Annotated in this window: 21 protein-coding genes; 12 read left to right on the top strand and 9 right to left on the bottom strand. The window is 62.4% G+C overall.

The window, feature by feature from the left end; translation table 11 throughout:
* Window positions 1-101 precede the first annotated feature (101 nt).
* The gene (locus tag EPZ47_RS10415) at window positions 102-2,048 is read right to left on the bottom strand and encodes a DNA topoisomerase III (RefSeq protein WP_135844685.1); all 1,947 of its coding nucleotides are present in this window, start codon (window positions 2,046-2,048) and stop codon (window positions 102-104) included.
* 243 nt (window positions 2,049-2,291) lie between these two features.
* Here EPZ47_RS10415 and EPZ47_RS10420 point away from each other — a divergent pair, with 243 nt between their 5' ends.
* The 4 genes from EPZ47_RS10420 (at window position 2,292) to EPZ47_RS10435 (ending at window position 6,855) form a co-directional block, all read left to right on the top strand.
* The gene (locus EPZ47_RS10420) at window positions 2,292-2,699 is read left to right on the top strand and encodes a response regulator (protein WP_135844686.1); all 408 of its coding nucleotides are present in this window, start codon (window positions 2,292-2,294) and stop codon (window positions 2,697-2,699) included.
* A gap of 105 nt (window positions 2,700-2,804) precedes the next feature.
* Entirely contained in the window at window positions 2,805-3,326 is a 522-nt protein-coding gene (locus EPZ47_RS10425; RefSeq protein ID WP_135844687.1) for a sigma-70 family RNA polymerase sigma factor, read from the top strand.
* On the top strand, window positions 3,323-4,282 hold the full coding sequence (locus tag EPZ47_RS10430) for a FecR domain-containing protein (RefSeq protein ID WP_135844688.1): 960 nt from the start codon (window positions 3,323-3,325) through the stop codon (window positions 4,280-4,282). The genes EPZ47_RS10425 and EPZ47_RS10430 overlap by 4 nt, the downstream gene beginning before the upstream one ends.
* Before the next feature lie 95 nt (window positions 4,283-4,377).
* Window positions 4,378-6,855: a TonB-dependent siderophore receptor gene (locus tag EPZ47_RS10435; protein ID WP_135844689.1), complete on the top strand. Its 2,478-nt coding sequence runs from the start codon at window positions 4,378-4,380 to the stop codon at window positions 6,853-6,855.
* 42 nt (window positions 6,856-6,897) lie between these two features.
* Here the strand turns inward: EPZ47_RS10435 and EPZ47_RS10440 are convergent, their stop codons facing one another.
* Together EPZ47_RS10440 and EPZ47_RS10445 are read right to left on the bottom strand one after the other, a co-directional pair.
* Complete coding sequence (locus tag EPZ47_RS10440) at window positions 6,898-8,520, bottom strand: MFS transporter (RefSeq protein WP_135844690.1); 1,623 nt, start codon at window positions 8,518-8,520, stop codon at window positions 6,898-6,900.
* A 134-nt stretch (window positions 8,521-8,654) separates the two neighbouring features.
* On the bottom strand, window positions 8,655-10,298 hold the full coding sequence (locus EPZ47_RS10445; RefSeq protein WP_135844691.1) for a GMC family oxidoreductase: 1,644 nt from the start codon (window positions 10,296-10,298) through the stop codon (window positions 8,655-8,657).
* 129 nt (window positions 10,299-10,427) lie between these two features.
* Here EPZ47_RS10445 and EPZ47_RS10450 point away from each other — a divergent pair, with 129 nt between their 5' ends.
* The 6 genes from EPZ47_RS10450 (at window position 10,428) to EPZ47_RS10475 (ending at window position 17,651) form a co-directional block, all read left to right on the top strand.
* The gene (locus tag EPZ47_RS10450; protein ID WP_135844692.1) at window positions 10,428-11,312 is read left to right on the top strand and encodes a LysR family transcriptional regulator; all 885 of its coding nucleotides are present in this window, start codon (window positions 10,428-10,430) and stop codon (window positions 11,310-11,312) included.
* A 130-nt stretch (window positions 11,313-11,442) separates the two neighbouring features.
* A complete protein-coding gene (gene lexA, locus EPZ47_RS10455; protein ID WP_135844693.1) occupies window positions 11,443-12,060 on the top strand; it encodes a transcriptional repressor LexA in 618 nt (205 codons plus the stop codon).
* Window positions 12,060-12,692 (top strand): translesion DNA synthesis-associated protein ImuA, encoded by a 633-nt coding sequence (gene imuA / locus EPZ47_RS10460; RefSeq protein ID WP_135844694.1) that lies wholly within the window; start codon window positions 12,060-12,062, stop codon window positions 12,690-12,692. Before lexA ends, imuA begins: the two co-directional genes overlap by 1 nt.
* Before the next feature lie 7 nt (window positions 12,693-12,699).
* Window positions 12,700-14,121: a Y-family DNA polymerase gene (locus EPZ47_RS10465; RefSeq protein ID WP_135844695.1), complete on the top strand. Its 1,422-nt coding sequence runs from the start codon at window positions 12,700-12,702 to the stop codon at window positions 14,119-14,121.
* Window positions 14,097-17,195, top strand: a complete 3,099-nt coding sequence (locus EPZ47_RS10470; RefSeq protein ID WP_178084245.1) for an error-prone DNA polymerase — start codon at window positions 14,097-14,099, stop codon at window positions 17,193-17,195. The genes EPZ47_RS10465 and EPZ47_RS10470 overlap by 25 nt, the downstream gene beginning before the upstream one ends.
* Before the next feature lie 180 nt (window positions 17,196-17,375).
* On the top strand, window positions 17,376-17,651 hold the full coding sequence (locus EPZ47_RS10475) for a hypothetical protein (RefSeq protein ID WP_135844697.1): 276 nt from the start codon (window positions 17,376-17,378) through the stop codon (window positions 17,649-17,651).
* Between the two features lie 106 nt (window positions 17,652-17,757).
* Here EPZ47_RS10475 and EPZ47_RS10480 read toward each other — a convergent pair whose 3' ends face one another.
* Window positions 17,758-18,411, bottom strand: coding sequence for a Pr6Pr family membrane protein (locus EPZ47_RS10480; RefSeq protein ID WP_135844698.1), 654 nt, complete (start codon window positions 18,409-18,411; stop codon window positions 17,758-17,760).
* Between the two features lie 219 nt (window positions 18,412-18,630).
* Window positions 18,631-19,152 carry a DUF4142 domain-containing protein gene (locus EPZ47_RS10485; RefSeq protein ID WP_135844699.1) on the bottom strand — a complete coding sequence of 174 codons (522 nt, stop codon included), beginning with the start codon at window positions 19,150-19,152 and terminating at the stop codon, window positions 18,631-18,633.
* A 217-nt stretch (window positions 19,153-19,369) separates the two neighbouring features.
* Between EPZ47_RS10485 and EPZ47_RS10490 the strand changes: the two genes are divergently transcribed.
* Entirely contained in the window at window positions 19,370-19,603 is a 234-nt protein-coding gene (locus tag EPZ47_RS10490) for an HP1242/YdcH family protein (protein ID WP_135844700.1), read from the top strand.
* A gap of 231 nt (window positions 19,604-19,834) precedes the next feature.
* On the opposite strand, the gene EPZ47_RS10500 is transcribed toward EPZ47_RS10490, so the two are convergent.
* From EPZ47_RS10500 to EPZ47_RS10515, 4 genes are all read right to left on the bottom strand, one after another.
* A complete protein-coding gene (locus EPZ47_RS10500; RefSeq protein WP_135847969.1) occupies window positions 19,835-20,698 on the bottom strand; it encodes a LysR family transcriptional regulator in 864 nt (287 codons plus the stop codon).
* A gap of 63 nt (window positions 20,699-20,761) precedes the next feature.
* On the bottom strand, window positions 20,762-22,480 hold the full coding sequence (locus EPZ47_RS10505) for a hydrogenase maturation protein (RefSeq protein WP_135844702.1): 1,719 nt from the start codon (window positions 22,478-22,480) through the stop codon (window positions 20,762-20,764).
* Window positions 22,481-22,698: 218 nt separating this feature from the next.
* Entirely contained in the window at window positions 22,699-23,013 is a 315-nt protein-coding gene (locus EPZ47_RS10510) for an SCP2 sterol-binding domain-containing protein (RefSeq protein WP_030137963.1), read from the bottom strand.
* 51 nt (window positions 23,014-23,064) lie between these two features.
* Complete coding sequence (locus tag EPZ47_RS10515) at window positions 23,065-23,775, bottom strand: histidine phosphatase family protein (RefSeq protein ID WP_135844703.1); 711 nt, start codon at window positions 23,773-23,775, stop codon at window positions 23,065-23,067.
* A 226-nt stretch (window positions 23,776-24,001) separates the two neighbouring features.
* On the opposite strand from EPZ47_RS10515, the gene sohB reads away from it, so the two are divergent.
* Window positions 24,002-25,033 carry a protease SohB gene (gene sohB / locus EPZ47_RS10520; protein ID WP_135844704.1) on the top strand — a complete coding sequence of 344 codons (1,032 nt, stop codon included), beginning with the start codon at window positions 24,002-24,004 and terminating at the stop codon, window positions 25,031-25,033.
* Window positions 25,034-25,098: the final 65 nt, after the last annotated feature.

Consider the following 25,098-nt stretch of genomic DNA (forward strand, 5'->3'; position numbering starts at 1 on the left):
GTTCACTACATATTGTCGGACAAAATGGTTTGGGTATGAGAAACCGGTGAAAGGTTACGAGATGCTGACTCTGTGGCGAGGGGATTCTCGCCAGGTCATTGTCAGGTCACCTTGGCTTTGCTCGCCTTACGCGGTGTACCGGCAGCCTTGCGCTTGGCCGGCTTGCGCTTGTTCTTCCACGGTGTGGCTCCACGGCCGGCGGGGCTGGCCGGGCCGCTGATGGTCAGGCTCATGCCCTGGCAGCGAGCGATGTGCTTGCTCATCCACGCGGCTTGCCGGGTGACGAATTCTTCCAGGCTCATTTCACCGCTTTGCACCATGTCCAGCGCCTGCTCCCAGATGGCCGTGGTACCGGGGTCGGCGATGGCTCGGGGTACGGCGTCGATCAGGCTGAAGGCCGCCGGGGTGGCAGACAAGGCCTTGCCGTTTTTCACCAGGTAACCGCGGTCGAGCAGCCCCTGGATGATCGAGGCCCGGGTCGCTTCGGTGCCGATGCCGGTGGTGTCCTTGAGCTTTTGCTTGAGCAACGGATCTTCCACCAGTTTGGCGACGTTCTTCATGGCCTTGATCAGGTCGCCTTCGGTAAACGGCTTGGGTGGCTGGGTCCACAGGTCCTTGAGTTTTACCTCGTCCACTGCGCAGTCACGCCCCTCGGTCAGCGCTGGCAGGGTCTGCGGCACGGGTGCCTCACGGCCCCGCGCCGGCGCCAGCGCCTCGGGCAGGGCGCGTTTCCAGCCAGGTTCGACGATCTGCTTGCCCACCGCGCGTAGCGCCTGGCCGGCACAGTCGAAATCGGCTTGGGTCCGGTCGTATTCGTGGTTGGGCAGGAACTGCGCCAGGTAGCGCGCGCGAATCAGCGTATAGACGGCTCGCTGCTTGCTGGCGAGTTTGTCGAGGTTCTTTGCGGCGGCGGTGGGGATGATACCGTGGTGGGCACTGACCTTGGCGTCGTTCCAGGCCCGGGATTTGCGCTGTGGCTGCAGGTGCTCGCGCAGGGGCGCAAGGCCCGGGTCGGCCTGGGCGAGGGCGGTGAGGATGGCCGGGGCTTCGCTGTGTTGGCTCAAGGGCAGGAAACCGCAATCACTGCGAGGATAGGTGATGAGCTTGTAGGTCTCGTAGAGCGACTGGGCAATGTCCAGGGTTTCCTGGGCGCCGAGGCCGAGCTTCTTCGAGCAGACCTCTTGCAGGGTGCCCAGGTCGAAGGGCAACGGCGCCGCTTCGCGCAGACGCTCGGTGCGCACCTTCATCACCCGGGCGGTGGCGGCATTGCCCATGGCTTGGGCGGCGTCCCGGGCCAGGGTCTGGTTCAGGCAGCGTTCCTGATCGTCGCAAGCATCCGGGTCGGCACGCCACTGGGCGGTGAAAGCGGTGCCTGCGTGGCTGAGTTGCACGTCGATGGCCCAGTAGGCGACCGGGACGAAGTCGGCGATGCTGCGGTCGCGGTCCACCACCAGCCGCAATGTCGGTGTCTGCACGCGGCCCACCGGCAGCACGCCCTGGTAGCCGGACTGACGCCCCAGCAGGGTGAACAGGCGACTCATGTTCATGCCGATCAGCCAGTCGGCCCGGGAACGGCCCAGGGCCGAATGATACAGGTTGAAGGTTTCGGCCCCCGGCTTGAGGGCGGCGAGGGCCTTGCGGATCGACGCTTCGTCCAGGGCCGACAGCCATAGCCGCTGGATCGGCCCGCGATAGCGGCAATGCTCCACCAGCTCCCGGGCGATCATCTCGCCCTCACGGTCGGCGTCGGTGGCAATCACCAGTTCCTTCGCTTCCCCCAGCAGGCGCTTGACCGCCTTGTACTGACTGGCGGTCTTCGGTTTGACGGTCATTTTCCATTGCGCCGGCACGATGGGCAGGTCGGCCAGCACCCAGCGCTTGTAGCGGGCGTCGTAGGCGTCGGGCGGGGCGGTTTCCAGCAGATGACCAATGCACCAGGTGACCGTGACGTTCGCACCCAGCCAGCAACCGTCGCCACGGCGCGTGGCCCCGAGTACGGCTGCGATGTCCTTGGCCTGGGACGGTTTTTCACACAGGTACAGCTGCATAACGCCCTATTCCTAAGCAGAGTTCATGGGGTTGTAGCATGGTCATGGATGCGTGTCGGGGCAAGTTTTATCTGTATGGATATACAGATAAAGGCGTTGCAATGCGTTGCAACGGGGTGTCTGGCGCAACGTTCGGCGGTGTATTTGCACGCAGAATGAATTTTATCGCCAGGGCATCGCTCATAACTTGCAGAGCGGCCGATACCGCAAAGAACGTTTACGGGGTCAAGGAGAGTCACTTACATGAATTCGATGCCAAAGGGCAACGGACAGGCGACCGCACGTTTGATTCTCGTTGTTGAAGATGATCAGACCATTCTGGAGTTCCTGTGCGAGATCCTGCAGGAGGAGGGTTTTGATGTGGAGCCGCGGGAAAGCGCCGACGCGGCGCTGGAGTTCCTCGAACAGAGTGCCGGCGACGTAGACTTGTTACTCACCGATATCACCATGCCGGGCATGCTGAACGGCGCGGACCTGGCCAACGTCACCGGGGACCGGTGGCCGCAGATACCCCTGCTGATCATGTCCGGCTACGAAACGCCGGAGAGCGCCGGGATCAAGCACCACGCTTCGTTCATCGCCAAGCCCTGGGCGTTGGGGCAGATGTTGGATCTGGTGGAAAGCACGGTGAAAAATCACTCGGTGCATTGAGCTATGGTGAAGTGGCTGGGCCGGTCCCGCGTATGTTTGGGTTGCAAGCGGCGATGCGCTCGATGACAATGCGATTCATTATCAGTCGCGAATTATTCCATTGCCATGCCCGCCAACGATCTGTCCTTACGCAGTGCTGTCGACGTTCTGTACAGTGATCATCACAGTTGGCTCCAGGGCTGGCTGCGCAAGCGCTTGGGCAACACCTTCGATGCCGCGGACCTGACCCAGGATACTTTTGTGCGCGTCATCAAGGCGCGCTCCGCATTGGATATTCGTGAGCCGAGACCCTATCTGTCGATGATCGCCAAGGGGCTGTTGATCGATTTGTTTCGCCGCCGCTCGCTGGAACAATCCTATCTCGAAGCCTTGGCCGCGATGCCGCAAGAGCAGCACCCGTCGCTGGAAGAACAGGCCATCCTGCTCCAGGCCCTGATGGAGATCGACCGCTTGCTGCTGGGGCTGGGGCCGCGAGTCAGGCAGGCGTTCATCCTGTCGCAGTTCGATGGCCTGACCTACCCGCAAATTGCCGAGCGCCTGGGCGTCAGCGTTCGTACGGTCAATAACCACATGGCCAAGGCCATGGAACGTTGCTGCCTGATGCAGATTCAATTGCAGCTTTCATGAACCTGCCAGCCGAAGAGTTGCAAGCCATCCGTGCCGCGGCGCAGTGGTACGCCCGGCTTCATTCCGGCATTACGACCGACGCGGATCGGGCCGGGTGGAATGCCTGGCTGACTGCAAGCCCGTTGCATAGCCAGGCCTGGCAAAGAATCACGGCGGTGGCCGAACAGATGGCGAGTGTGCCGGGCGCCCTGGCGGCACCGATCTTGAGCGAACGCCACAATCGATCCCGTCGCCAGGTATTGCGCAGCGCCTTGTTGCTGACGTCCGCCAGCGGCCTGGGTTGGTTGGGCTGGCGCAGCCAGGCTACACAGAACCTGCTTTGCGATTACCGCACCGCAGTGGGCGAGCGCCGCGAGTTTCAGCTGGCGGACGGCAGCACTGTGCTGCTCAACACCGACACCTCGGTCAACGTTCGTTTCGATGGGCGCCAGCGGCTACTGGAGCTGTTGTGGGGGGAGATCATCGTGACGACGGCGGTCGATCCCTTGCAGCGGCCGTTCAAGGTCATCACCGGTCATGTCGAGGTACTTGCGCTGGGCACGCGGTTTATCGTTCGTGGCCAGGCGCGGGGCGGCGAAGTGGCGGTGCTTGAGAAAGCGGTCGAGGTGAGCCTGCCGGCGATTGGCTCGAGGATGCGGGTCGAAGCCGGCCAGCGCCTGGATTTCAATGATCGGTCGCTGGGTACGCTGCGCGGCAACGATGTGTCGGTCGGTGCCTGGCAGAAGGGCAGCATCATCGCCATTGACCGTCCTCTGGCGGCGCTGCTGGATGAACTCTCGCGTTACCGCAACGGCGTGCTGCGTTGTGATCCGGCCATTGCCGACTTGAAGGTTTCCGGCGTGTTTCCCGTCGACAACACGGATCTCGCCCTGGCGGCGCTGGAGAGTGGTTTTTCGTTGCGCGTGACCCGCTACAGCCGATTCTGGGTCCGGGTATCGAGCAGCGATCAGCGCTGAGACGCACATAAAAAATTCTTGTCCTGCACTTTTTATCCCCATCGTTCGGCTCTTCCTCAGTGAGTTTTTATCGACCGTTTTTGGGGAGGGGAAGCATGTCTTGGGTGAGCGTGCCAGGTCATCTGGTGTCTGCAGTGAAAATCGGCTTGTTGGTCGTCACGACCGCCAGCGTCGGGGTTGTGAATGCCAGCCCGGTTCCAGTGGACTCGGCGCAGCAGCGTTCGGCGCAGGCTTACGATATCGGGGCCGGTAGCCTGGTGGATGTCCTGACCCGGTTCTCCAGCACCGCCGGTGTCGCCATTTCGTTTGATGCCCGGCAACTCCAGGGTCTGCAATCGCCCGGCCTGAGAGGTTCGTTCGGCGTGAGTGATGGGTTTGCCCGTATTCTTGGCGGTAGCGGCCTGCAAGCCGACCTCCAGGCCAACGGCACGTACGTGCTGCGCCAACTGCCCGCCAATGGTTCGATCATGGAGCTGGGAGCAACCACCATCGAAGGGCAGATGCTCGGAGCGACCACCGAGAACAGTGGCTCCTACACGACGGGGGCGGTCACGATCGGCAAAGGCGAGCATTCTCTGCGTGAGACGCCGCAATCGGTGACGGTGATCACCCGCAAAATGCTCGATGACCAGAACCTGAACACCATCGATCAAGTGATGGAAAAGACGCCCGGTATTACCGTCTACGACTCGACCATGGGCGGCAAGTATTTCTATTCCCGTGGGTTCCGGATGTCCGGTCAGTATCAATATGACGGGGTTCCGCTGGACATGGGCAACAGCTATGTCCAGGCCGACAGTTTCAGCAGTGACATGGCGTATTACGACCGGGTCGAAGTCCTGCGCGGTGCCGCCGGGATGATGAAGGGGGCGGGCGGTACCTCTGGCGGCGTCAATTTCGTCCGTAAACGCGGCCAGGCCACGGCGCAGACAGAACTCAGCCTGTCCGGTGGCACCTGGGACAACTACCGTGGGCAGGTCGATACCGGTGGCCCGCTGAATGATTCCGGTACCGTGCGGGGCAGGGCGGTGATCGCCGAGCAGAGCCGGCATTATTTCTACGACGATGCCCGGCGCAAGGACCAGATTTATTACGGCGCCCTGGACTTCGACCTGACGCCCGACACCACCCTCGGCCTGGGCCTGGCCTATGAAGACGTCGATGCGAGCCCTTGCTGGGGCGGGCAGCCGCGCTATAGGGATGGCAGCGATTTGAAACTCAGTCGCTCCACTTGCCTGGATCCGTCGTGGAACACCTGGCGTAGCCAGCGGACCACGGTGTTCAGCGATCTCAAGCATCAGCTCAATGACGACTGGGCCGTGAAGGTGGCCGGTGTCTATACGAAAAACACCCAGGACATCAAATACGCCTTTGCATCCGGCTCGGTGACGCCGGGCGTCTCGACCACCAACGTGCTGGGCAGCATGTACGACTATGACCAGATCGATTACGGCCTCGACGCCTACTTGGACGGCAAGTTCGACGCCTTCGGGCAGCAGCATGAATTGATCGTCGGCTTCAACGCCAGCCGTTCGGACAAGGATGATTTTTTCTCGGTCGCCTTCCTGCCGCAGCAACAGAACGTATTCGATCCGGATCGACACATTCCGGAACCGGACGACAGTTACTTCATCGAGAACTCGACGCGCGGTGGCCCGGTTAAAACCGTCACCCGGCAACAAGGCCTGTATTCGACCCTGCGCCTGAAACTGGCGGACCCATTGACCTTTGTCGTGGGCAGCCGGGTGAGCTGGTACAACTCCAAGACCGACTCGGTGTTCCTCACCGGTGGCTCGGAGCACGCCAAGAGCACGGAGACGGGCCAGGTCACCCCGTTTGCCGCCGTGTTGCTGGACCTCAACGAACACCTGACGGCCTACGCCAGTTACTCGGACATTTTCACCCCCCAAGGCAACTACCGCTCCGAAAGCGGTTCGGCACTCAAGCCCCTGGTGGGTGAAAGCTATGAGCTGGGGATCAAGGGCGAATGGTTCGAGGGCCGTCTGAACAGCGCCTTCAACCTGTTCCGCACGCTGCAGAAAGACCAGGCCCAGACCGACTACATCTCAAGCTGTTCGTCCTCGGACGGTTTTTGCTATGAGAACGCCGGCAAGGTGCGCGCCCAGGGCTTCGAAGCCGAGATCAGCGGTGAAGTCATCGAGCGCCTGCAGTTGCTTGCCGGCTACACCTACACCCAGACCAAGACCCTGGATGACATTGACACCAGCCTCAACGGCGGCTCGTTCAACAGCTATGTGCCGCGTCATGTGCTGCGCCTGTGGGGCGATTACGCCCTGGGTGGGGCGTTCGAACGGTTCAGCGTCGGTGCCGGGGTCAACGCCCAAAGCGACAATTTCCGGGTATCGCCGGCGACGGGCGAGAAGATCACCCAGGCTGGTTATGCCGTGTGGAACGGGCGTGTCGGCTACCGCATTGATGACACCTGGTCGTTGGCCCTCAATGGCAACAACCTGTTCGACAAGCGCTACTACAGCACCATCGGGACCGAGAACTTCGGTAACTATTACGGTGAACCGCGCAACTTCACCATGACCATGAAGGCGCGCTTCTGATCCGCTGGCGAGGGAACAAGTGCCCTCGCCACGGTTTTGCCCTCAGTTTTTATCCAGGTCCACGTTCCGGGTTTCCCGCAGGCAGATCATACCCACCACAAGGCTCACCCCGGTGATCACCACCGGGTACCACAGCCCATAGAAAATGTCCCCGGTGTAGACCACCAGGGCAAACGACACGGTGGGCAGGAAGCCGCCGAACCAGCCGTTGCCGATGTGGTAGGGCAGGGACATGGAGGTGTAGCGGATCCGGGTGGGGAACAGTTCGACCATCAGCGCCGCCAGCGGGCCGTAGCACATCGCGGAAATGATGATCAGCGCCACGATCAGGGCCACGATCATCGGCCGGTTGATCTGCTGGGCGTCGGCCTGTTGCGGGTAGCCCGCCAGGGTCACCGCGCCGCGCAGGGCGGCTTCGTCGTAGCCATCGATCGTCACCTCACCGACGCTGACCTGCACATTGCTGCCGGCCGGCGCCGCGACACTGCTGTAGGGCAGGCCTTGTTTGACCAGGAAGGTCTTGACCTTGTCGCAAGGGCTGTCGAAACGCGCCTTGCCCACCGGGTCGAACTGGAAGGTGCAGGTGGCCGGGTCGGCGAGCACGGTGATCGGCGCCTGGCGGCTCGCCTGGTCGATGGCCGGGTTGGCGTAGTGGGCCAGAGTCTTGAAGATCGGGAAGTACAGCGCCGTGGCCAGCAGCAGGCCGATCATCAACACCGGTTTGCGCCCGACCTTGTCCGACAGCCAGCCAAAGAAAATGAAGAACGGTGCGCCGATCACCACACTGACGATCAGCAGGCTGTTGGCCAGGGCCGGGTCCATCTTCAGGAACTGGGTGAGGAAAAACAGCACGTAGAATTGCGCGGCGTAGAAGGTCACCGCTTGCCCGGCGTTGATGCTGAACAGGGCGATCAACACCACTTTCAGGTTTTCCCAGTTGCCGAAGGATTCGCGGATCGGCGCTTTGCAGCACTTGCCTTCTTCTTTCATTTTCACGAAGGCTGGCGACTCGTGCAGGCTCAGGCGAATCCAGGTGGAAATGCCCAGCAGCAGGATCGACAACAGGAACGGAATACGCCAGCCCCAGACTTCGAACTGATCGCCGGTGAAGTAGCGGCAGCCCAGCACCACCAACAGCGAGAGCAACAGCCCCAGCGTGGCGGTGGACTGAATCCAGCTGGTATGAAAACCGCGCTTGCCCATTGGCGCGTGCTCGGCGACGTAGGTGGCCGCGCCGCCGTACTCACCGCCCAGGGCCAGGCCCTGGAGCATGCGCAACACCACCAGGATGATCGGCGCGGCGATGCCGATGCTGGCGTAGTTGGGCAGCAGGCCGACACAGAACGTCGCCAGGCCCATGAGGACGATGGTTGCCAGGAACGTGTATTTGCGCCCGATCATGTCTCCCAGCCGGCCGAACACCAGCGCACCGAACGGCCGCACGATGAAACCGGCGGCGAACGCCATCAGGGCGAAGATGAACGCCGTGGTGTCGTTGACCCCGGCGAAGAACTGCTTGCTGATCACCGCCGCCAGGGCGCCGTAGAGGAAAAAGTCGTACCACTCGAACACCGTCCCCAGGGACGAGGCGAAGATGACTTTCTGGGTTTCCTGGCTGGTGCCGACGCTGCGCGTAGCTTCCAGGGGCTGAACATGTTCAGACATAGCGGTATCCCTCACAGTGATTGTTTTTGTTGTTCCACTGTCGACGCCGGGGTGGCGTCTCCTGCCTTCCTTCGTACGCACATTCCCCTGTGGGAGCGGGCTTGCTCGCTCCCACAGGGGGACTTACTTGTTCTTCAGACCGTGGCTGGCTCCTTCTGGATCGTGGTGCTCCTGGTGTCCTGTTCAAGCATCATCTGCGCCGCCTTCTCGGCAATCATCAGCGTCGGCGAGCAGGTGTTGCCCGAGGTGATGCGGGGCATGATCGAGGCGTCGGCGATGCGCAGGCACTTGATGCCATGCACGCGCAGTTGCGCATCCACCACCGCATCGCAGTCCTGGCCCATGCGGCAGGTGCCCACCGGGTGGAAAATCGTCGTGCCGATGCGCGCGGCGGCCTGGTGCAGTTGCTCTTCGGTTTGCAGGCTGGTGCCCGGCAGGTATTCCACCGGTTTGAAGGCGCTCAGGGCCGGGGCCGCGACGATGCGTCGGGTCAGGCGAATAGCGTCGGCGGCGACCCGCAGGTCTTCGGGATGGCTCAGGTAATTGGGCTGGATCAACGGTGCTTCGTGCGGGTCGGCCGAGCGGATATCGACCCGGCCACGGCTTTGTGGGCGCAGGTCACAGACCGACGCGGTGAACGCCGGGAAGCTGTGCAGCGGTTCGCCGAAGCGTTCCAGGGACAATGGCTGCACATGGTATTCAAGGTTGGCCGAGGTCTGTTCCGGCCCCGATCGGGCAAACGCGCCGAGTTGGCTGGGGGCCATGGACAGCGGGCCGCTGCGGTCGTACAGGTAGCGCAGGCCCATGCCCATCTTGCCCCACAAGGTGCCGGCGATCTGGTTCAGGGTCCGGGCGTTTTCCAATTGGTAGATCAGCCGCAATTGCAGGTGATCCTGCAGGTTGTCGCCCACGCCGGGCAGTTCATGCACCACACCGATGCCCAGGCGCTGCAGCAGGCTGCGCGGGCCGATCCCGGAGCGCTGCAGGATCCCCGGCGAACCAACGGCTCCGGCGCACAGCACGATTTCCTTGCGGGCCTTGAAGGTCATGCCCTTGCCTTGCCAGCGGGCACTGACAGCGTGGGCCCGGTCATCACGCAGCAACACGCGGTCGACTTCGACGTCGGTCAATACCGTGAGGTTGGGGCGCTGGCGAATCGGTTTGAGAAAGGCCTTGGCCGCGTTCCAGCGTACCCCGGCTTTCTGGTTGACCTGGAAGTAGCCGCAGCCTTCATTGTCGCCGCCATTGAAGTCGTCGACGTTGGGGATGCCAGTCTGCTCGGCGGCGCTGCGAAATGCATCGAGAATCGGCCATGACAGGCGCTGGCGTTCGACCCGCCATTCCCCGCTGGCGCCGTGGAATTCGGACGCTCCGGCAAAGTGATTTTCGCTTTGCCGGAACAGCGGCAGCACGTCCTTCCAGGCCCAGCCGGGATTGCCCTCGGCGGCCCAGCCGTCGTAGTCCGCGGCCTGGCCGCGCATGTAGATCATGCCGTTGATCGAGGAGCAGCCACCCAACACCTTGCCCCGTGGGTAACTCAGGGCGCGCCCTTGCAGGCCTGGCTGCGCTTCGGTCTTGAAGCACCAGTCGGTGCGCGGGTTGCCGATGCAGAACAGGTAGCCGACCGGGATGTGAATCCACGGATAGTTGTCGCGCCCGCCGGCTTCGAGCAGCAGCACCCGATGTTGCGGGTTGGCCGAAAGCCGATTGGCCAGCAGGCATCCGGCAGGGCCGGCGCCCACGATCACGTAATCGTATTCATCGACGACAGGTTGCATTCGCGACCTCATTTTTATTCTTGTGGGGTCCATCCTAGTTGTTAGTTTTCGTCAAAAGAATGTTAGTTTTTGCGCAGCGGCTGTGCGTTTTTAAACAATCATGCCTTCAGGCGTGTTCAAGGATGGTCCATGTTCGATTGGAATGACCTGCGCTATTTTCTCGAACTGCAACGCAGTGGCCGTTTGCTGACGGCCGCCCGTCGCCTCAACACCACCCATGCCACGGTGGCCCGGCACATCGAAGCCATCGAAAAGAGCCTTGGCACTGCGTTGTTTGTCCAGCATGCCCAGGGTTATGAACTGACCCCGGCCGGCGAAACGTTGCTCAAGCACGCTGAGGCCATGGAAAACGTGGCGTTGCTGGCCCAGGAGGACATCACCCAGTCCAGCGCGCCCCTGGGCAAGATCCGCCTGGGGGTGACCGAAGGGTTGGGCATCATGTTTCTGGCCAGCCGCATGGACGGGCTGTTCCAACGTTATCCGGGGCTGGAGGTGGAACTGGTGGCGGTGCCGCGATTTGTCAGCATCCTCAACCGTGAGGCGGAAATCAGCATCCACCTCGAACGCCCGGCGGCCGACCTGCTGGTGACGCGCAAACTCACCGACTACAGCCTGGCGCTGTACGCCAGCCAGGCCTACCTGGACCGCTCGCCAGCGTTGCGCAGCCGCGAGGACCTGGCTCGTCACGCCTGGATCGGCTACGTCGATGACTTGCTGTTCAGCCAGGAACTGATGTTCCTCAACAGCTTTTGCCGCAACCCCCGCGTGGTGTTCCACAGTACCAGCGTCATCGCGCAGCAACAGGCCGCGCGTTCGGGGCTGGGGATCGCCGTGCTGCCTTGCTACATGGCCAGCGGCGACCCGGCGCTGGTGCCCTTGCTACCAGACGAAACCATCCGCCGCAGCTACTGGATCAGCACCCGCCGCGAATTGCACAAGTCTGTGCGGCTGCGGGTGTTGTGGGATTACGTGGTGCAGTTGTGCGAGCGCGAGCAGGGGTTGCTGCTTCCTTAGCAGCGCTAGGGAATTCGCGGTCGGCCCAACCCCCGTGGCGAGGGAGCTTGCTCTCATAAGGGTTGGCGGTGGGCTCTGAGTCTGTGAGCTGACTGGCGGTGCTTGTCAGAAAAAACCGACAGGAGTACAAATGTACTCCATGACGACTCTCACTCCTCGCCGTACCGCCATCCTGACCTTCATCCGCGAACGCATCGCCGATCAGGGCCAGCCTCCCAGCCTCGCTGAAATCAGCGAGGCGTTTGGTTTTGCCTCGCGCAGCGTGGCGCGCAAGCATGTGCTGGCGTTGACCGAAGCCGGTTTTATCGAAGTCAATCCGCACCAGGCCCGGGGTATCCGCTTGCTGAACCAGCCACCGCGTCCCGAGCTGCTGGACGTGCCGGTGCTGGGGCGGGTGGCTGCCGGCCTGCCGATTGGCGCCGACGCCGAGGTCCACAGCCGTCTGATGCTGGACCCGGCAATGTTCACCAAGGCGCCGGATTACCTGCTGCGGGTCCAGGGCGACTCGATGATCGAGGACGGCATTCTCGACGGTGATCTGGTGGGGGTGCAGCGCACGCCCCAGGCCTCCAACGGCCAGATCGTCGTGGCGCGCCTGGACGGTGAAGTCACCATCAAGCGTTTCGAGCGAATTGGCGAACGTGTACGTTTGCTGCCACGCAACCCGGCCTACCAACCGATCATCGTCGAAGCCGACCAGGACCTGGCGATTGAAGGGGTGTTCTGTGGCCTGTTGAGGCAAGGCTGATGGGCGCCGTCGTTGCATTGGATACGCTGTTCAACGGCGGCCAGGTCTGGAAGGGCCGGCCTGCGCCTGCGGTCACCAGCCCGCACCCCACTGGCCATGCGGCACTGGACGCGGCGTTGCCCAGCGGTGGTTGGCCGGAAGCGGCGCTGACGGAATTGCTTATCGCCGCACCCGGTATAGGCGAGTTGCAACTGGTGTGGCCGACCCTGGCGCGGCTGTCGGCGGCAGGGGAGCGAGTCGTGCTGGTGGCGCCGCCGTTCGTGCCCTATCCCCAGGCCTGGCAGAGCGCCGGGGTCGATCTGAGCCAGTTGTCGGTGATCCGCGCCGATGAGCGCGAGGCCCTGTGGGCCACCGAACAATGCTTGCGCTCGGGCAGTTGTGGCGCGGTGCTGTGCTGGCCTCGCCTGGTTGACGACCGGGCCCTGCGTCGCCTGCAAGTGGCGGCGGAAACCGGCCAGACCCTGGCGTTCGCCTGGCGCTCGATCCAGGAGGCCATCAACCCATCACCGGCGGCCCTGCGCATCGCCATCGATGCCCGGCCTGGGCAGTTGCGCGTGCTCAAGTGCCGCGGCGGACTGGCCCGTTCGGCACCGATCGCTTTTGCCGCGCTCTCCACACAGACAGGGCATTGAGGTTGCGATGCGCTGGGTCTGTATTCTCTTCCCGCAATTGGCGCTGGACGCCGCGCTGCGTCAGCGCCCCGATCCCGACGAACCCCTGGCTTTGCTGACCGGTCCGGCCCAACGCCGGGTGCTGCAAGCTGTCAATGCCCCGGCCCGCGCCTTGGGCTTGCGGCCCGGCCAGACCATGACCGCCGCCCAGGCCCTGAGCAAAGGTTTCGCCACCGCCGAATACGACGTGGCGCAGATCGCACACTGGCAACAGTTCCTGGCGGCCTGGGCCTATCGTTTCAGTTCCCAGGTCAGCGTGCATTACCCGCGTACGGTGCTGTTCGAGATCGAGTCGAGCCTGGGCCTGTTTGGGCCCTGGCCGGTGTTCGAGGCGCGGTTGCGGGCCGAGCTGACTGAGCTGGGGTTTCGTCATCGCATCGTCGCGGCCCCGAACCCGGTGGCGGCGCGGGTCTTGGCCAATGCCTATGACGCCCTGGTAGTGCCCGATAGTGAGACTTTGCAACAGTGCCTGGGACACATGCCGGTGGAGCGGATCGGCCTGGAACCCGACGTCGCCACGGCGTTGTCGCGCATGGGCCTGCGCCGTCTGAGCCAGGTCCAGGCCTTGCCCCGGCACACCCTGGCACGGCGCTTCGAAGCCCAGGTGCTCAAGCACCTCGACGCGCTGACCGGCAGTCGCACCCTGGCGCTGTCGTTCTACCTGCCGCCGGACCGCTTCGATGTACGCATCGAGCTCAACTATGACGTCCAGTCCCACCAGGCGCTGCTGTTCCCGTTGCGCCGGTTGACCGGTGATCTGTCGGCCTTCTTGTGCGGTCGCGACAGCGGCGTGCAGCGTTTCGACCTGCACCTGGAGCACGCCGGATTGCCGGACACGCTGATCAAAGTCGGCCTGCTCAGCGCCGAACGGGACCCTTCAATGCTCTTCGAACTGGCCCGTGGTCGGTTGGAACAAGTGCAGGTCGCGGCACCGGTGCGCGGCTTTCGCTTATGTGCCGAAGACTTGCCGAGTTTCGTGCCTCAGCGCTTGGAATTGTTCGATGAGCGCCCGCAACAGTCCTTGCCTTGGGAGCAACTGCGCGAACGACTGCGCGCGCGACTGGGGGATGACGCGGTGCAGGGCCTGGGGTTTCGCGACGATCATCGGCCTGAATGCGCCTGGCAAATGACCTCCCAACCTCGGCCCCAGGCCTGCCCGATGCGCGATGGCGTGCTGCGTCCCGGCTGGCTGCTCGGTGACCCCCAGGTTCTGCCGGAAGGCCACACGCGTATCCTCATGGGCCCGGAGCGAATCGAGACCGGCTGGTGGGACGGCGCCGACGTACGCCGCGATTACTACCTGATCGAAACCCGTACCGGGCAACGCGGCTGGGCCTATCGACCGGTAGGCGAGGGCGGGTCGTTGTGGCTGCAGGGCTGGTTCGCATGAGCGTCGACTATGCCGAGCTGCATTGCCTGTCGAATTTCAGCTTCCAGCGCGGCGCCTCCAGCGCCCTGGAGTTGTGCCGGCGGGCCAAGGAGCAGGGTTACCAAGCCCTGGCAATCACCGACGAATGCACCCTGGCCGGCATCGTCCGAGCCTGGCAGGCGGCCAAGGAACTGAAGCTGCAGTTGATCGTTGGCAGCGAGATCCAGATCGAAAACGGTCCGAAACTGGTGTTGCTGGTGGAGAATCTGGAGGGCTATCAAGCCCTGTGCCGGCTGATCACCCGCGCCCGGCGCCGCAGCGAGAAGGGCCGCTATCGCATCGTGCGCGAGGACTTTGACGAGCCCTTGCCGGGACTGCTGGCGCTGTGGGTGCCCGATGGAAAAGACTCCGAAGACCAAGGCCGCTGGCTCCAGCAGGTTTTTGCCGGGCGCCTGTGGCTGGCGGTCCAGTTGCATTGCGGGCAGGACGACCGGCGGCGGTTGGCAGACTTGCTGGCATTGGCAGAGCGCTTGAACCTGCCGGCTGTCGCCAGTGGCGATGTACACATGCACGTGCGCGGCCGGCGTGCCTTGCAGGACACCATGACCGCCATCCGGCACCACGTCACGGTGGCCGAGGCCGGCCAGCGCCTGCACCCCAACGGCGAGCGCCATCTGCGCAGCCGCAAGGATCTGGCCGATCTCTATCCTCGCGCCTTGCTCGAGGAAACCCTGGCGATCGCCCGGCGCTGTACCTTCGACCTCGGTCAGTTGCGCTATCAATACCCACGGGAACTGGTGCCTGAGGGCCATGACCCGGCATCGTGGCTGCGAGAGCTGACTGAGCGCGGGATGCGTGAGCGTTGGAAAAATGCTGTGGAAGATAAGGTCCGGCGGCAAATCAACGATGAATTGGCGCTGATCGCCGAGCTGGGCTACGACAGTTATTTCCTCACCGTGCAGGATATCGTCAGCTTCGCTCGCAGCCGGAAAATCCTCTGTCAGGGGCGCGGTTCGGCAGCGAACTCGGCGGTGTGCTACGCCTTGGGCATCACCGAAATCGACCCCAGTCGCACCAGCATGTTGTTCGAGCGTTTCCTGTCCCGCGAGCGCAATGAACCGCCGGACATCGACGTCGATTTCGAACATGAGCGGCGTGAGGAAGTGCTGCAGTACGTGTTCCAGCGCTACGGTCGTCATCGTGCGGCTTTGACGGCGGTGGTCAGCAGTTACCACGGCGCCGGGGCGGTGCGCGATGTCGCCAAGGCCCTGGGGCTGCCGCCGGATCAGGTCAACGCCCTGGCCGATTGTTGCGGTCGCTGGAGCGACGAGGCGCCGCCGGTGGAGCGCTTGCGCGAGGGCGGTTTCGATCCAGACAGCCCGGTGCTGCGCCGGGTCCTGAGCCTGACCCAGCAATTGATCGGTTTTCCCCGGCATCTGTCCCAGCACCCTGGCGGCTTTGTGATTTCCGAGCAACCACTGGACACCCTGGTGCCGGTGGAAAACGCCGCCATGGCCGAGCGCACCATCATCCAGTGGGACAAGGACGACCTGGACGCGGTGGGGTTGCTCAAGGTGGATATTTTGGCCCTGGGCATGCTCAGTGCGATTCGCCGGTGTTTCGATTTGATCGAGCGCTACCGGGGCGAGCGCTATGCCCTGGCGTCGTTGCCCAAGGAGGATCGGGCGACCTACGAAATGATCACCCGCGCCGACACCATCGGTGTGTTCCAGATCGAATCCCGGGCGCAGATGTCGATGTTGCCTCGACTGAGACCCGAGACGTTTTATGACTTGGTCATTGAAGTGGCAATCGTGCGGCCGGGGCCGATTCAAGGCGGGATGGTGCATCCGTACTTGCGGCGCAAGAACAAAGAGGAGGCGGTGATCTACCCCTCCGAAGCGTTGGAAGAAGTGCTCAAACGCACCTTGGGTGTGCCGCTGTTTCAAGAACAGGTCATGCAGATCGCCATCGTCGCGGCCGATTACACCCCCGGCGAAGCTGACCAGTTGCGACGCTCCATGGCTGCCTGGAAACGTCACGGCGGCTTGGAGCCCCACCGGGAGCGCCTGGCCGCCGGGATGAAGAAAAACGGTTACACCGCCGAATTCGCCGCGCAGATCTTCGAACAGATCAAGGGCTTCGGCAATTACGGCTTTCCCGAATCCCACGCCGCCAGTTTCGCCTTGTTGACCTACGCCAGCAGTTGGCTCAAATGCCACGAACCGGCGGCGTTCGCCTGTGCCCTGATCAACAGCTGGCCCATGGGGTTCTACAGCCCGGACCAGATCCTCCAGGATGCCCGCAGGCATCAATTGCAGATCCGTCCGGTGGACGTGCGCGCCAGTGACTGGGATTGCAGCCTCGAACCCCTGGAAGGCCGGCAACCGGCGATCCGCATGGGCCTGCGCCTGGTCAAGGGCTTTCGCGAAGAGGATGCCCGGCGTATCGAAGCGGCCCGCCGGCAGCGGGCTTTCAGTGACGTGGCCGACCTGGGCGAGCGCGCGCAACTCGATGCCCGGGCTTTGGCGCAACTGGCCGATGCCGGGGCCTTGCAAGGCTTGGCCGGTGATCGTCATCGGGCCCGCTGGGAAGTCGCCGGGGTGCAGAAACAACTGGGTTTGTTCGCCGGTTTGCCCAGCCAGGAAGAACCGCCCGTGGCCCTGCCAACACCCACGGTGGGCGAAAACCTGTGTGCCGATTACGCCACGCTCGGCACGACCCTGGGCCCTCATCCGCTGGCCTTGCTACGCCCCGAACTGCGCGCCCGCCGTTGCCGCAGTTCGCGGGAGCTGCAAGAGGTGGAACATGGCCGCAACGTCAGCGTCGCCGGGCTGGTCACCGGCCGCCAACGCCCGGGCACGGCCAGCGGCGTGACCTTCGTCACCCTGGAAGATGAGTTCGGTAACCTCAACGTGGTGGTCTGGCGCGACTTGGCGGACCGTCAGCGCAAGATCCTGGTGGGCTCTCAATTACTCAGGGTCGACGGGCGCTGGGAAAGCGTCGGCGAGGTTCGCCACCTGATCGCCGGGCGCTTGAGCGACCTGACGCAATTGCTGGCGGGTATCAATGTGCGCAGTCGCGATTTCCACTAAGCCGGCTGCTGTCTCGCCATGCTTGGCGAAAGTATCGTGCCCGACGAATTGTCCTGTGTCGGCAAGGGCATTAGCGGCGGGTGACTCTGTGCGATACAAACAAATGGAACCGAAGCTGTTGCGTCATCTTCGAATGACAAGACCGGTCATCATTCCGGCCCTGTCATGAACGAGGTGTCTATGAACGACGATCCTGCAAACACCCAGCAACAAGGCCAGACACAATCTCCACGTAACGACCCGGCCATCGATCCCCAGGTGTCGACTACCCCGGCCGGTGCCCAGCCAGTCAGCCCCGCCGGGACGGACCAGGCCCAGAGCGCTGACAGCGAGGTCGATCAGAAGAATCATCATCAAGACAATGACAATACCTTCAGCCCCGGCTTCAAGCCTGACCCGGACCGGCCAAAATCCGATGAAAGCACTGACGCTGATATCGACACCGATGGTGGTTAACCGCGACCCGATTGCTGGGAACGTTGAGTGCTACCCGCCCGGATCGATGAGTCGTCTGGTACTTGGGCCGATAGGCGCGCCAGCGCATTTTTTGTGCAACGGGGCCTCAGCGCTTGCCTTTCCAGCGGTCCAGGGCAATCAACACCAGTGACACTACCACCAATCCCAGCAGCACCATCACTGCATTGATGAACACTCGTGGATAACCCAGCGTGTCCACTTCGATAAAGGGATAGGGGTAGGAACCGACGAAGTGACCACGCACCAGGGCATAGATGAAATAGACCAGCGGATAGATCAGCCATGGCCAGACATCTCGCCATTGCAAGGCCCCCTTGGGCACGCAGAACCACCAATAGACCACAAACAGCACCGGCATCACGTCATGCAGCAATTCATCGGCCACCCACTGCAAGCCTTGGGGGTTCCAGATATTGCGCAGCAGCAGGTTGTACGCCAGCCCCACCAGTATAATGGCAGCGGCTACACCGCCCTGGACCGTGGGTTTGAGAAAGAATCTCCGCAGCGCCGAATCCCCTGAGGTGGCCGCGCAAGTCAGCACCACGGCCACCAGGATATTGGTCAGCACCGTAAAATAACTAAAGAAGATGTCTACTCCGCCCAACAGGCTCTTGCCGCCTTGCCAGCGTGAAGTCAGGATCAGGTAGAGCTGGAGAATCAATGCGAACCATCCCAGCAGTGCGGCGATTTTCACCGTAATACCGCCAGCGCTTTGCGTTAACACTGATTCATCGCTCATGACTTGTCTCCTGCTACGCGGCACCTGCGACTGCAAAGCCCCCAAGAGGTTGGATGCTTGTATAAGCAGGATTGTCTGTTGAGCGAGACCCTAGGAGCATGAGTTGCAAGATTCTACTGTCATAAATGACAGTGCTGACCAGCGGTAGCCGGGAACACCGACGCACTTGGGTCGAATAAGGTCATCTTCAAGAAGACGGCCTTATTCTGTGCCTCAGGATTACTTGCTTGGATGAGCAGCCTGAAGTTTTTTGGCCTCGTCCAAGTGATGCTGCAGGGCTGGCAGCATCTTCTGGGCGAACGCTTTGAGCTCAGTGTTGCCAGGCTTCTTGTCGTCCGTCACGGTCTCGGCTTCTTTCTTGAACAGGGCGATGGTTTCCTCGTGAGCCTTCACTTGGTTGTTGGCATAGGCTGCATCAAAGGACTCGTCCCGCAGGTCGAGGATTTTTTCCTTGGCCTTCTTCACCAGCGTGGTGTCGTCTGGCACTTCGATGTCGTGTTTTTTCGCCAGCGATTTCAACTCTTCATTGGCCTTGGTGTGATCGGTGATCATCATGTTGGCGAACGCCTTGATGTCCGCCGAGCCACTCTTTTCCAGCGCCAGTTTGCTGGTCTCGATTTCCGCGATGCCACCGGCTGCCGCGTTGTCGACGAAGTCGTTGGAAGTCGCGGCCCAGGCCACGCTCATGCTGGTGCTCAGGGCAACTGCCAGGCCGAGTTGACGCAAGGTAAATCCGTCCATAGGTAGGTCTCCACACAGGTTGAAAGAGCGATTCGTTTCGTCTCTGTTCAATGGAGAGCGGTGCGCCGGCAAAGGTTTGATTGGAAGATATCCCGTTACGACGAACGGTCACCGCTGGTCGGATTGGCGGTCGACAGAACCCCGTCGACGAGGCCATCCTGATCATCGACGAGCGCCGTAAAGGCGTCTGCCACCGACCCACTGAAGGAGGTGTTCCATGCCGGTGTCCCACGATTTGTGCCAGGATCTCAACTGCACAAAAGACCACATCCAGCAAAAGCGCAGCGAGGATCCAAGGCTCGACTCGTTATTTCAAAAATATTCCCTACTTGATGCCGAGGTGGTGGATGCCGAAAAGCCGACATCCGCCACCCTGTCCGGCGAGGCCCTGGAGACACTCAAGAAGAAACGGTTGCAGATCAAGGACGAGATCGCTAAGCGGTTGCAATAAAACCGTCCTGCTTGCTGCTTGTGGGGGGGCTTTTACGAAGGGCCCTTGAGGAAGCCATAAACCCGTGGCGAGGGAGCTTGCTCCCGCTGGGCTGCGCAGCAGCTCCAAATTATTCGCCACGGTCCCCCAGCTTTTTTACGACTGCTGCGCAGCCGAGCGGGAGCAAGCTCCCTCGCCACGATGTAGTTCACAACAAAGTCGATATTCAGGGAGCAGCCGAACCGGCATCCATCAACCCAGCGGGTCCCAGCGCTGGGACCAGTCGCTGCCGGTCTTGACGATCTCGCGCAGCACTTCGAACGCCTGCTGCAACGCCGCCGAATCCCGGTCCCGGGAGTAGACCAGGTAGGTCGGGTAGTTGAATTCCGGTGCCTTGGGCACCCGTTCCAGGATGCCGCTGTCCAGGTAACTCTGCACGACGCGAGTGCGGAAGTAGCCGCTGCCGCCGTTCTCCAGGATGTACTGCAGGGCCAGTGGGCCAAGGTTGAAGGTCACGGCGGCCTTGGCTTTGTCCGGCAGGGCGGTGTCGTGCTGGCGGCGGAAGTCAGCGCTCCAGTCGATGTACACGTAGGGTTCCGGACGGGTGGCCAGGCGCACCAGGATGAGTTTTTCTTCCAGTAACTGTTCAACTTGCAGGCGCGGCCAGTATTCGGGCTGGTACACCACCGCTGCATCCAACAGGCCCAGTTCCAGCTGTTGCAGCAGTTTTTCACCGTCGCGGATGTCCATGCGCAGGGCATGACCGGGGATCTTCTGCCGCAATTCCCCGGCCCAGGCGAGCATCAAGGGATTACACAGGCTGACCTCGCCACCCAGATGCAGGACGTTGCGATAGCCCTCGGGCAGCGGCAGATCCCGGCGGGCCGCTTCCCAGGTCTGCACGAGTTGGTTGGCGTAGATCACGAAGGCTTCGCCATCGGCAGTCAGACGTGCGCCGGCTCGGTTGCGCACGAACAATGCACAACCGAGCTGGCTTTCGAGCTTTTGTACCCGGGCGGTAATCGCTGTCTGGGTGACGTGCAGCTTGTCGGCCGCCGCAGCGAGACTGCCGTGGCGGACAATTTCCAGGAAGGTGCGGGCGAGGTCGATGTCCATGGTCAGGCCGATGCGAGGGAAGCGGGCATTGTAAGAGCTGCCACGCATCGCCGATACCGGGAATCATGGAGCGGCTTGAGCCTCAGCCACTCGCGCCCAGGGGGCGATCAGACGCTCGGGCGTGCGACAGGCTTTGCGCTTGAGCACGAAGTTGCGGCATTTCTCGGCAAAGCCGTGGCGGTTTTCCACCATGTCGCGGCGCATTTGCGTGAGCTCGCCGGCGCGACACGCCTGGATCGCCGGCAGGCTCCGTTCGGCCTTGCGAACCCGGATGGCCTCATAGATCGGATCGAGCAGGGCGCTGTTGGCCCGTTGCAGCAGCCACAGACCGAACTCGTCAGGGCAGCGCGGCCCGATCTCCTGGACCATGCCGCAGCGTAACGCCTGGAGGGCGCTGATGGGCAAGCAGTCCTGGGTGAGTTTCCAGGCCATGTCCGGGCCGACCGCGCGGGGCAAGCTGTAGGTCCAGTACTCGGAGCCGTACAGGCCCATAGTTGCGTAATGCGGGTTGAGCACGATGTCACTGCGCGCCAGAACGATATCGGCCGCCAGGGCGAGCATCACACCGCCGGCCCCGGCGTTACCTGTCAGGCCGCTGACCACCAGTTGCCGGGCGCTGAACAACTCCAGGCAAACATCGTCGATGGCTTGGATATTGGCCCACGCTTCCAGGCCGGGTTCGGCGGCGGCCTGGATCACGTTCAGGTGCACGCCGTTGGAAAAACTGCCGCGTGCGCCGCGGATCAACAGCACTTGGGTGTCCCGGGACTTGGCCCAGCGCAGCGCTTGCACCAGGCGCTGGCATTGCTCGGTGCTCATCGCGCCGTTATAGAACTCGAACGTCAGCTCTCCCACATGGCCGCACTCCCGGTAGCGAATGGGCTGATAGGGTTCATCGCTGAACGGTTGTCGAGCCAGGGAACTGTCGAGCAGCGGGATATCGTCGAGCCGTCCCGAGAGCACATGGCGCGCCGGTCGTTTGAAGGTCTGTTCACCGGGCTGCGGCTTGTGGCGCAGGGCGCCGATCCACAGGCTCGCATCACCGGTCGCCACCAGCACCGCATCGTCGCGCACGGCCAGCAGTTCGCCGGGCATGCCGCGACGGACGTCCGGATGGGCGTCGTACAGGTAAAACTGGCTGCCGGCCAGGCTCGCGAGCACACCCGGCTGGCCGTCGGCGGCGTCGATGCAGCGCTTGATGAAATCGGTGCTGTCGTGCCAGCTGAAGGTGCGGTCGTCCTGGGTCATGTTCGGTTGCAGGCGCCCGACCACGTCATGGCGACTGTAATCCAGCGGCACTGGGACGAAACCGTTACTGAATTTCTCCACGACTTCGCGGATACAACGAATGGCCGCATCGCTGACCGGGCCGTTATACAACTGCGATTTGCGCAGGCCCTCGGGCAAGTTGAATTCGCAGGTGGCCCAAATCGGCCCGGCGTCCATTTCTTCTACCGCCTGCAGCGCCGTCACGCCCCAGCGCTTGGGTTGCCGGGTGATCGCCCAGTCGAGGGCACTGGCGCCGCGATCGCCGACAATGCCGGGATGAATGATCACTACCGGGCGCCGAGGGTTGCGCCACAGCTGCTCGGGTACGCGGTCCTTGAGAAACGGGCAGATCACCAGGTCGGCGGCGCTTTCTTCGATTTGCTGGCAGACCGCGGCCGGATCGGTGAACAGCACCACGCTGGGGCGATAGCCAGCCTCGCGCAGCTCTAGCCAGGCGCGTTGGGTCAGGCCATTGAATGCGGTCGACAGCAGAATAATCTTCAGTTTGGGCATGAAACTCTCTTCCTTGAGATGAGCGGGCGCAGGCTCCCGATGAGCCGTCCCTGGCTTCGATGGAGGCGCTAAATTAGCGGCTCAAGGGCGAGGGGCAACTGACGAGGGTCAAGGTTGAGTGTGTTGCGGGAAATCATCGGAAGATAAAAACGCGAATCCCGCCTCGGGGGCGGGATTCGTTTGCAGCCAAAAGGCCCGCGAAGAACGCGAGCGCAGTCTCAGCTTGGGAACAGCTCGGACAGTTTCATCGCCAGCATCATGTCGCCTTCGGCGCGCAGCTTGCCGCCCATGAACGCTTGCATGCCGTCGGTGCTGCCGTCGACGATGCCTTGGAGGGTTTCGCCGTCCATTACCAGGGTCACCTGGGCGTCCGGGTTTTCACCTTCCTGCAGTTCGCAGGTGCTGTCCTTGACGATCAGCGAGAAATTCTTGGTTTCGTCGATGCGGAAACCGAATACCAGGTCCAGGCCGGCAGCAGCGGCTGGGTTGAACTTGGCTTTCATGGCTTGTACGGCGTCGGCTACGGAGGTCATGGTTTCGATCCTTATTTGGGTGGTACAGCAAGGGTCTACAGTAATCCGGACTCAGCGAAAGGTGATGAGGTCCGGGGCCTTCAGCAGTTGCAGATGGGCGTGACTGTTGAAGGAAGCCAGGGCCACCTCGCGGCCCCTGAACTTCAGGTGGTTGAGCGAGGTGTTGACGATTTGCCAGTTCAGTTCGAAGGCTTGTCGGGCGGGTATCCGGGTGATCAGGTGGAGCAGGGCGGTGATGGTGCCGCCAGACGTGAACACAGCGATTTTCTGGGTGTTGTCGGCTTGTTCCAGGATGCGATGCAGGCCCGCTTGGACCCGCTCGACGAAACCCAGCCAGCTTTCCAGACCGGGCGGGTCGTACTGGCCGCTGAGCCAGCGCTCGACGATCAATGCGAAGATGCGCTGGAATTCGGCGCGGTTCTGCGCGGCGTTGCGCAGGATATGCAGCGCTTCGGGCTCCTGGGGGAGCATGTCCGGCAGCAGGGCACGAATGACCGCGTCGGCGTCGAACTCGTTGAATGCGGCGTCGATTTCCAGTCCGGGAACCGGCAGCCCGGCGGCGGACATCTGGCCCAACGCTCCGGTGGCGGTGTCCTGCTGGCGGCGCAGGTCGCCCGAAAGGCAGCGATCGAACACCACGCCGAGCTCTGCCAGGTGGCTGCCGAGCACTTGCGCCTGGCGTACGCCGTTGGGCGAAAGGACATCGTAGTCGTCCGCACCGAAGGAGGCTTGGCCATGTCGAATCAGATAGATGCTGCCCACGTCCGCGTCATCCCGGTACGTTGAAGGTTTGGCGAGGTTATGAGGATGGGGGGGAGCTGTCAATGAAAAAACATACGCTTGTTTGAAATGCCCGTTACAGCCTTGTCCTGCCAGGCTCGCGTTAAGGTAACCACAGGTTTCATGGCTGGTCGCGACGCAGGCGCATGGGTATGCTGGGGCTGTTACGCGCCTGCGTTCAGTGGCGCATTACATTTAAGGAGTTGCTGTGGAGTTTTTCATCGAATACGCCGGTTTTCTGGCCAAGACCGTGACGCTGGTGATCGCCATTTTGGTGGTGCTGGCCAGTTTTGCCGCGTTACGTAGCAAGGGGCGACGCAAGTCGACCGGCCAGTTGCAGGTGAGCAAACTCAACGATTTCTACAAAGGGCTGCGTGAGCGCCTGGAGCAGACGCTGCTGGATAAAGACCAGCTCAAGGCCCTGCGCAAGGCGCAAGGCAAGACTGAAAAGGCCGAGAAGAAGCAAAAGGACAAGCCAGCGGCCAAGCCCCGGGTGTTCGTGCTGGATTTCGACGGCGACATCAAGGCCTCGGCCACCGAGAGCCTGCGGCATGAAATCACCGCGCTGCTGACCCTGGCGACCCCGAAGGACGAAGTCGTGCTGCGCCTGGAAAGCGGCGGCGGCATGGTCCACAGCTATGGCTTGGCTTCGTCGCAACTGGCGCGGATCCGTCAGGCCGGCGTGCCGTTGACGGTCTGTATCGACAAGGTCGCGGCCAGCGGCGGCTACATGATGGCGTGCATCGGCGAGAAGATCATCAGCGCCCCGTTCGCCATTCTTGGCTCCATTGGCGTTGTCGCGCAGTTGCCCAACGTCAACCGGCTGCTGAAGAAGCACGATATTGATTTCGAAGTGCTGACGGCGGGTGAATACAAGCGCACGTTGACGGTGTTCGGCGAAAATACCGAGAAGGGCCGGGAGAAATTCCAGGAAGACCTGGATATCACCCATGCGTTGTTCAAGAACTTCGTCTCCAATTACCGCCCGCAACTGGCCATCGATGAAGTGGCCACCGGTGAAGTCTGGCTGGGTGTGGCGGCGCTGGGCAAAGGGCTGGTAGACGAGTTGAAGACCAGCGACGAATACCTCGCCGAACGAGCCAAAGGCGCCGAGTTGTATCACCTGCACTACGCCGAACGCAAAAGCTTGCAGGAACGCATCGGCATGGCGGCCAGCGGTTCTGTTGACCGGGTGCTGCTGAGTTGGTGGAGCCGCCTTACCCAGCAGCGTTTCTGGTAACGGCTAATCCCTGTGGGAGCGAGCCTGCTCCCACATTGGTTTCGAAGTGGTTGCGGGATTTCGAC

The sequence above is a fragment of the Pseudomonas viciae genome (assembly GCF_004786035.1).
GTDB classification, from domain to species: Bacteria; Pseudomonadota; Gammaproteobacteria; order Pseudomonadales; family Pseudomonadaceae; genus Aquipseudomonas; species Aquipseudomonas viciae.

Bases quoted from the DNA above. Each gene is read 5' to 3' on its own strand.
- EPZ47_RS10415 (WP_135844685.1), bottom strand. From the start codon at position 2,048: ATGCAGCTGTACCTGTGTGAAAAACCGTCCCAGGCCAAGGACATCGCA.
- EPZ47_RS10420 (WP_135844686.1), top strand. From the start codon at position 2,292: ATGAATTCGATGCCAAAGGGCAACGGACAGGCGACCGCACGTTTGATT.
- EPZ47_RS10425 (WP_135844687.1), top strand. From the start codon at position 2,805: ATGCCCGCCAACGATCTGTCCTTACGCAGTGCTGTCGACGTTCTGTAC.
- EPZ47_RS10430 (WP_135844688.1), top strand. From the start codon at position 3,323: ATGAACCTGCCAGCCGAAGAGTTGCAAGCCATCCGTGCCGCGGCGCAG.
- EPZ47_RS10435 (WP_135844689.1), top strand. From the start codon at position 4,378: ATGTCTTGGGTGAGCGTGCCAGGTCATCTGGTGTCTGCAGTGAAAATC.
- EPZ47_RS10440 (WP_135844690.1), bottom strand. From the start codon at position 8,520: ATGTCTGAACATGTTCAGCCCCTGGAAGCTACGCGCAGCGTCGGCACC.
- EPZ47_RS10445 (WP_135844691.1), bottom strand. From the start codon at position 10,298: ATGCAACCTGTCGTCGATGAATACGATTACGTGATCGTGGGCGCCGGC.
- EPZ47_RS10450 (WP_135844692.1), top strand. From the start codon at position 10,428: ATGTTCGATTGGAATGACCTGCGCTATTTTCTCGAACTGCAACGCAGT.
- lexA (WP_135844693.1), top strand. From the start codon at position 11,443: ATGTACTCCATGACGACTCTCACTCCTCGCCGTACCGCCATCCTGACC.
- imuA (WP_135844694.1), top strand. From the start codon at position 12,060: ATGGGCGCCGTCGTTGCATTGGATACGCTGTTCAACGGCGGCCAGGTC.
- EPZ47_RS10465 (WP_135844695.1), top strand. From the start codon at position 12,700: ATGCGCTGGGTCTGTATTCTCTTCCCGCAATTGGCGCTGGACGCCGCG.
- EPZ47_RS10475 (WP_135844697.1), top strand. From the start codon at position 17,376: ATGAACGACGATCCTGCAAACACCCAGCAACAAGGCCAGACACAATCT.
- EPZ47_RS10480 (WP_135844698.1), bottom strand. From the start codon at position 18,411: ATGAGCGATGAATCAGTGTTAACGCAAAGCGCTGGCGGTATTACGGTG.
- EPZ47_RS10485 (WP_135844699.1), bottom strand. From the start codon at position 19,152: ATGGACGGATTTACCTTGCGTCAACTCGGCCTGGCAGTTGCCCTGAGC.
- EPZ47_RS10490 (WP_135844700.1), top strand. From the start codon at position 19,370: ATGCCGGTGTCCCACGATTTGTGCCAGGATCTCAACTGCACAAAAGAC.
- EPZ47_RS10500 (WP_135847969.1), bottom strand. From the start codon at position 20,698: ATGGACATCGACCTCGCCCGCACCTTCCTGGAAATTGTCCGCCACGGC.
- EPZ47_RS10505 (WP_135844702.1), bottom strand. From the start codon at position 22,480: ATGCCCAAACTGAAGATTATTCTGCTGTCGACCGCATTCAATGGCCTG.
- EPZ47_RS10510 (WP_030137963.1), bottom strand. From the start codon at position 23,013: ATGACCTCCGTAGCCGACGCCGTACAAGCCATGAAAGCCAAGTTCAAC.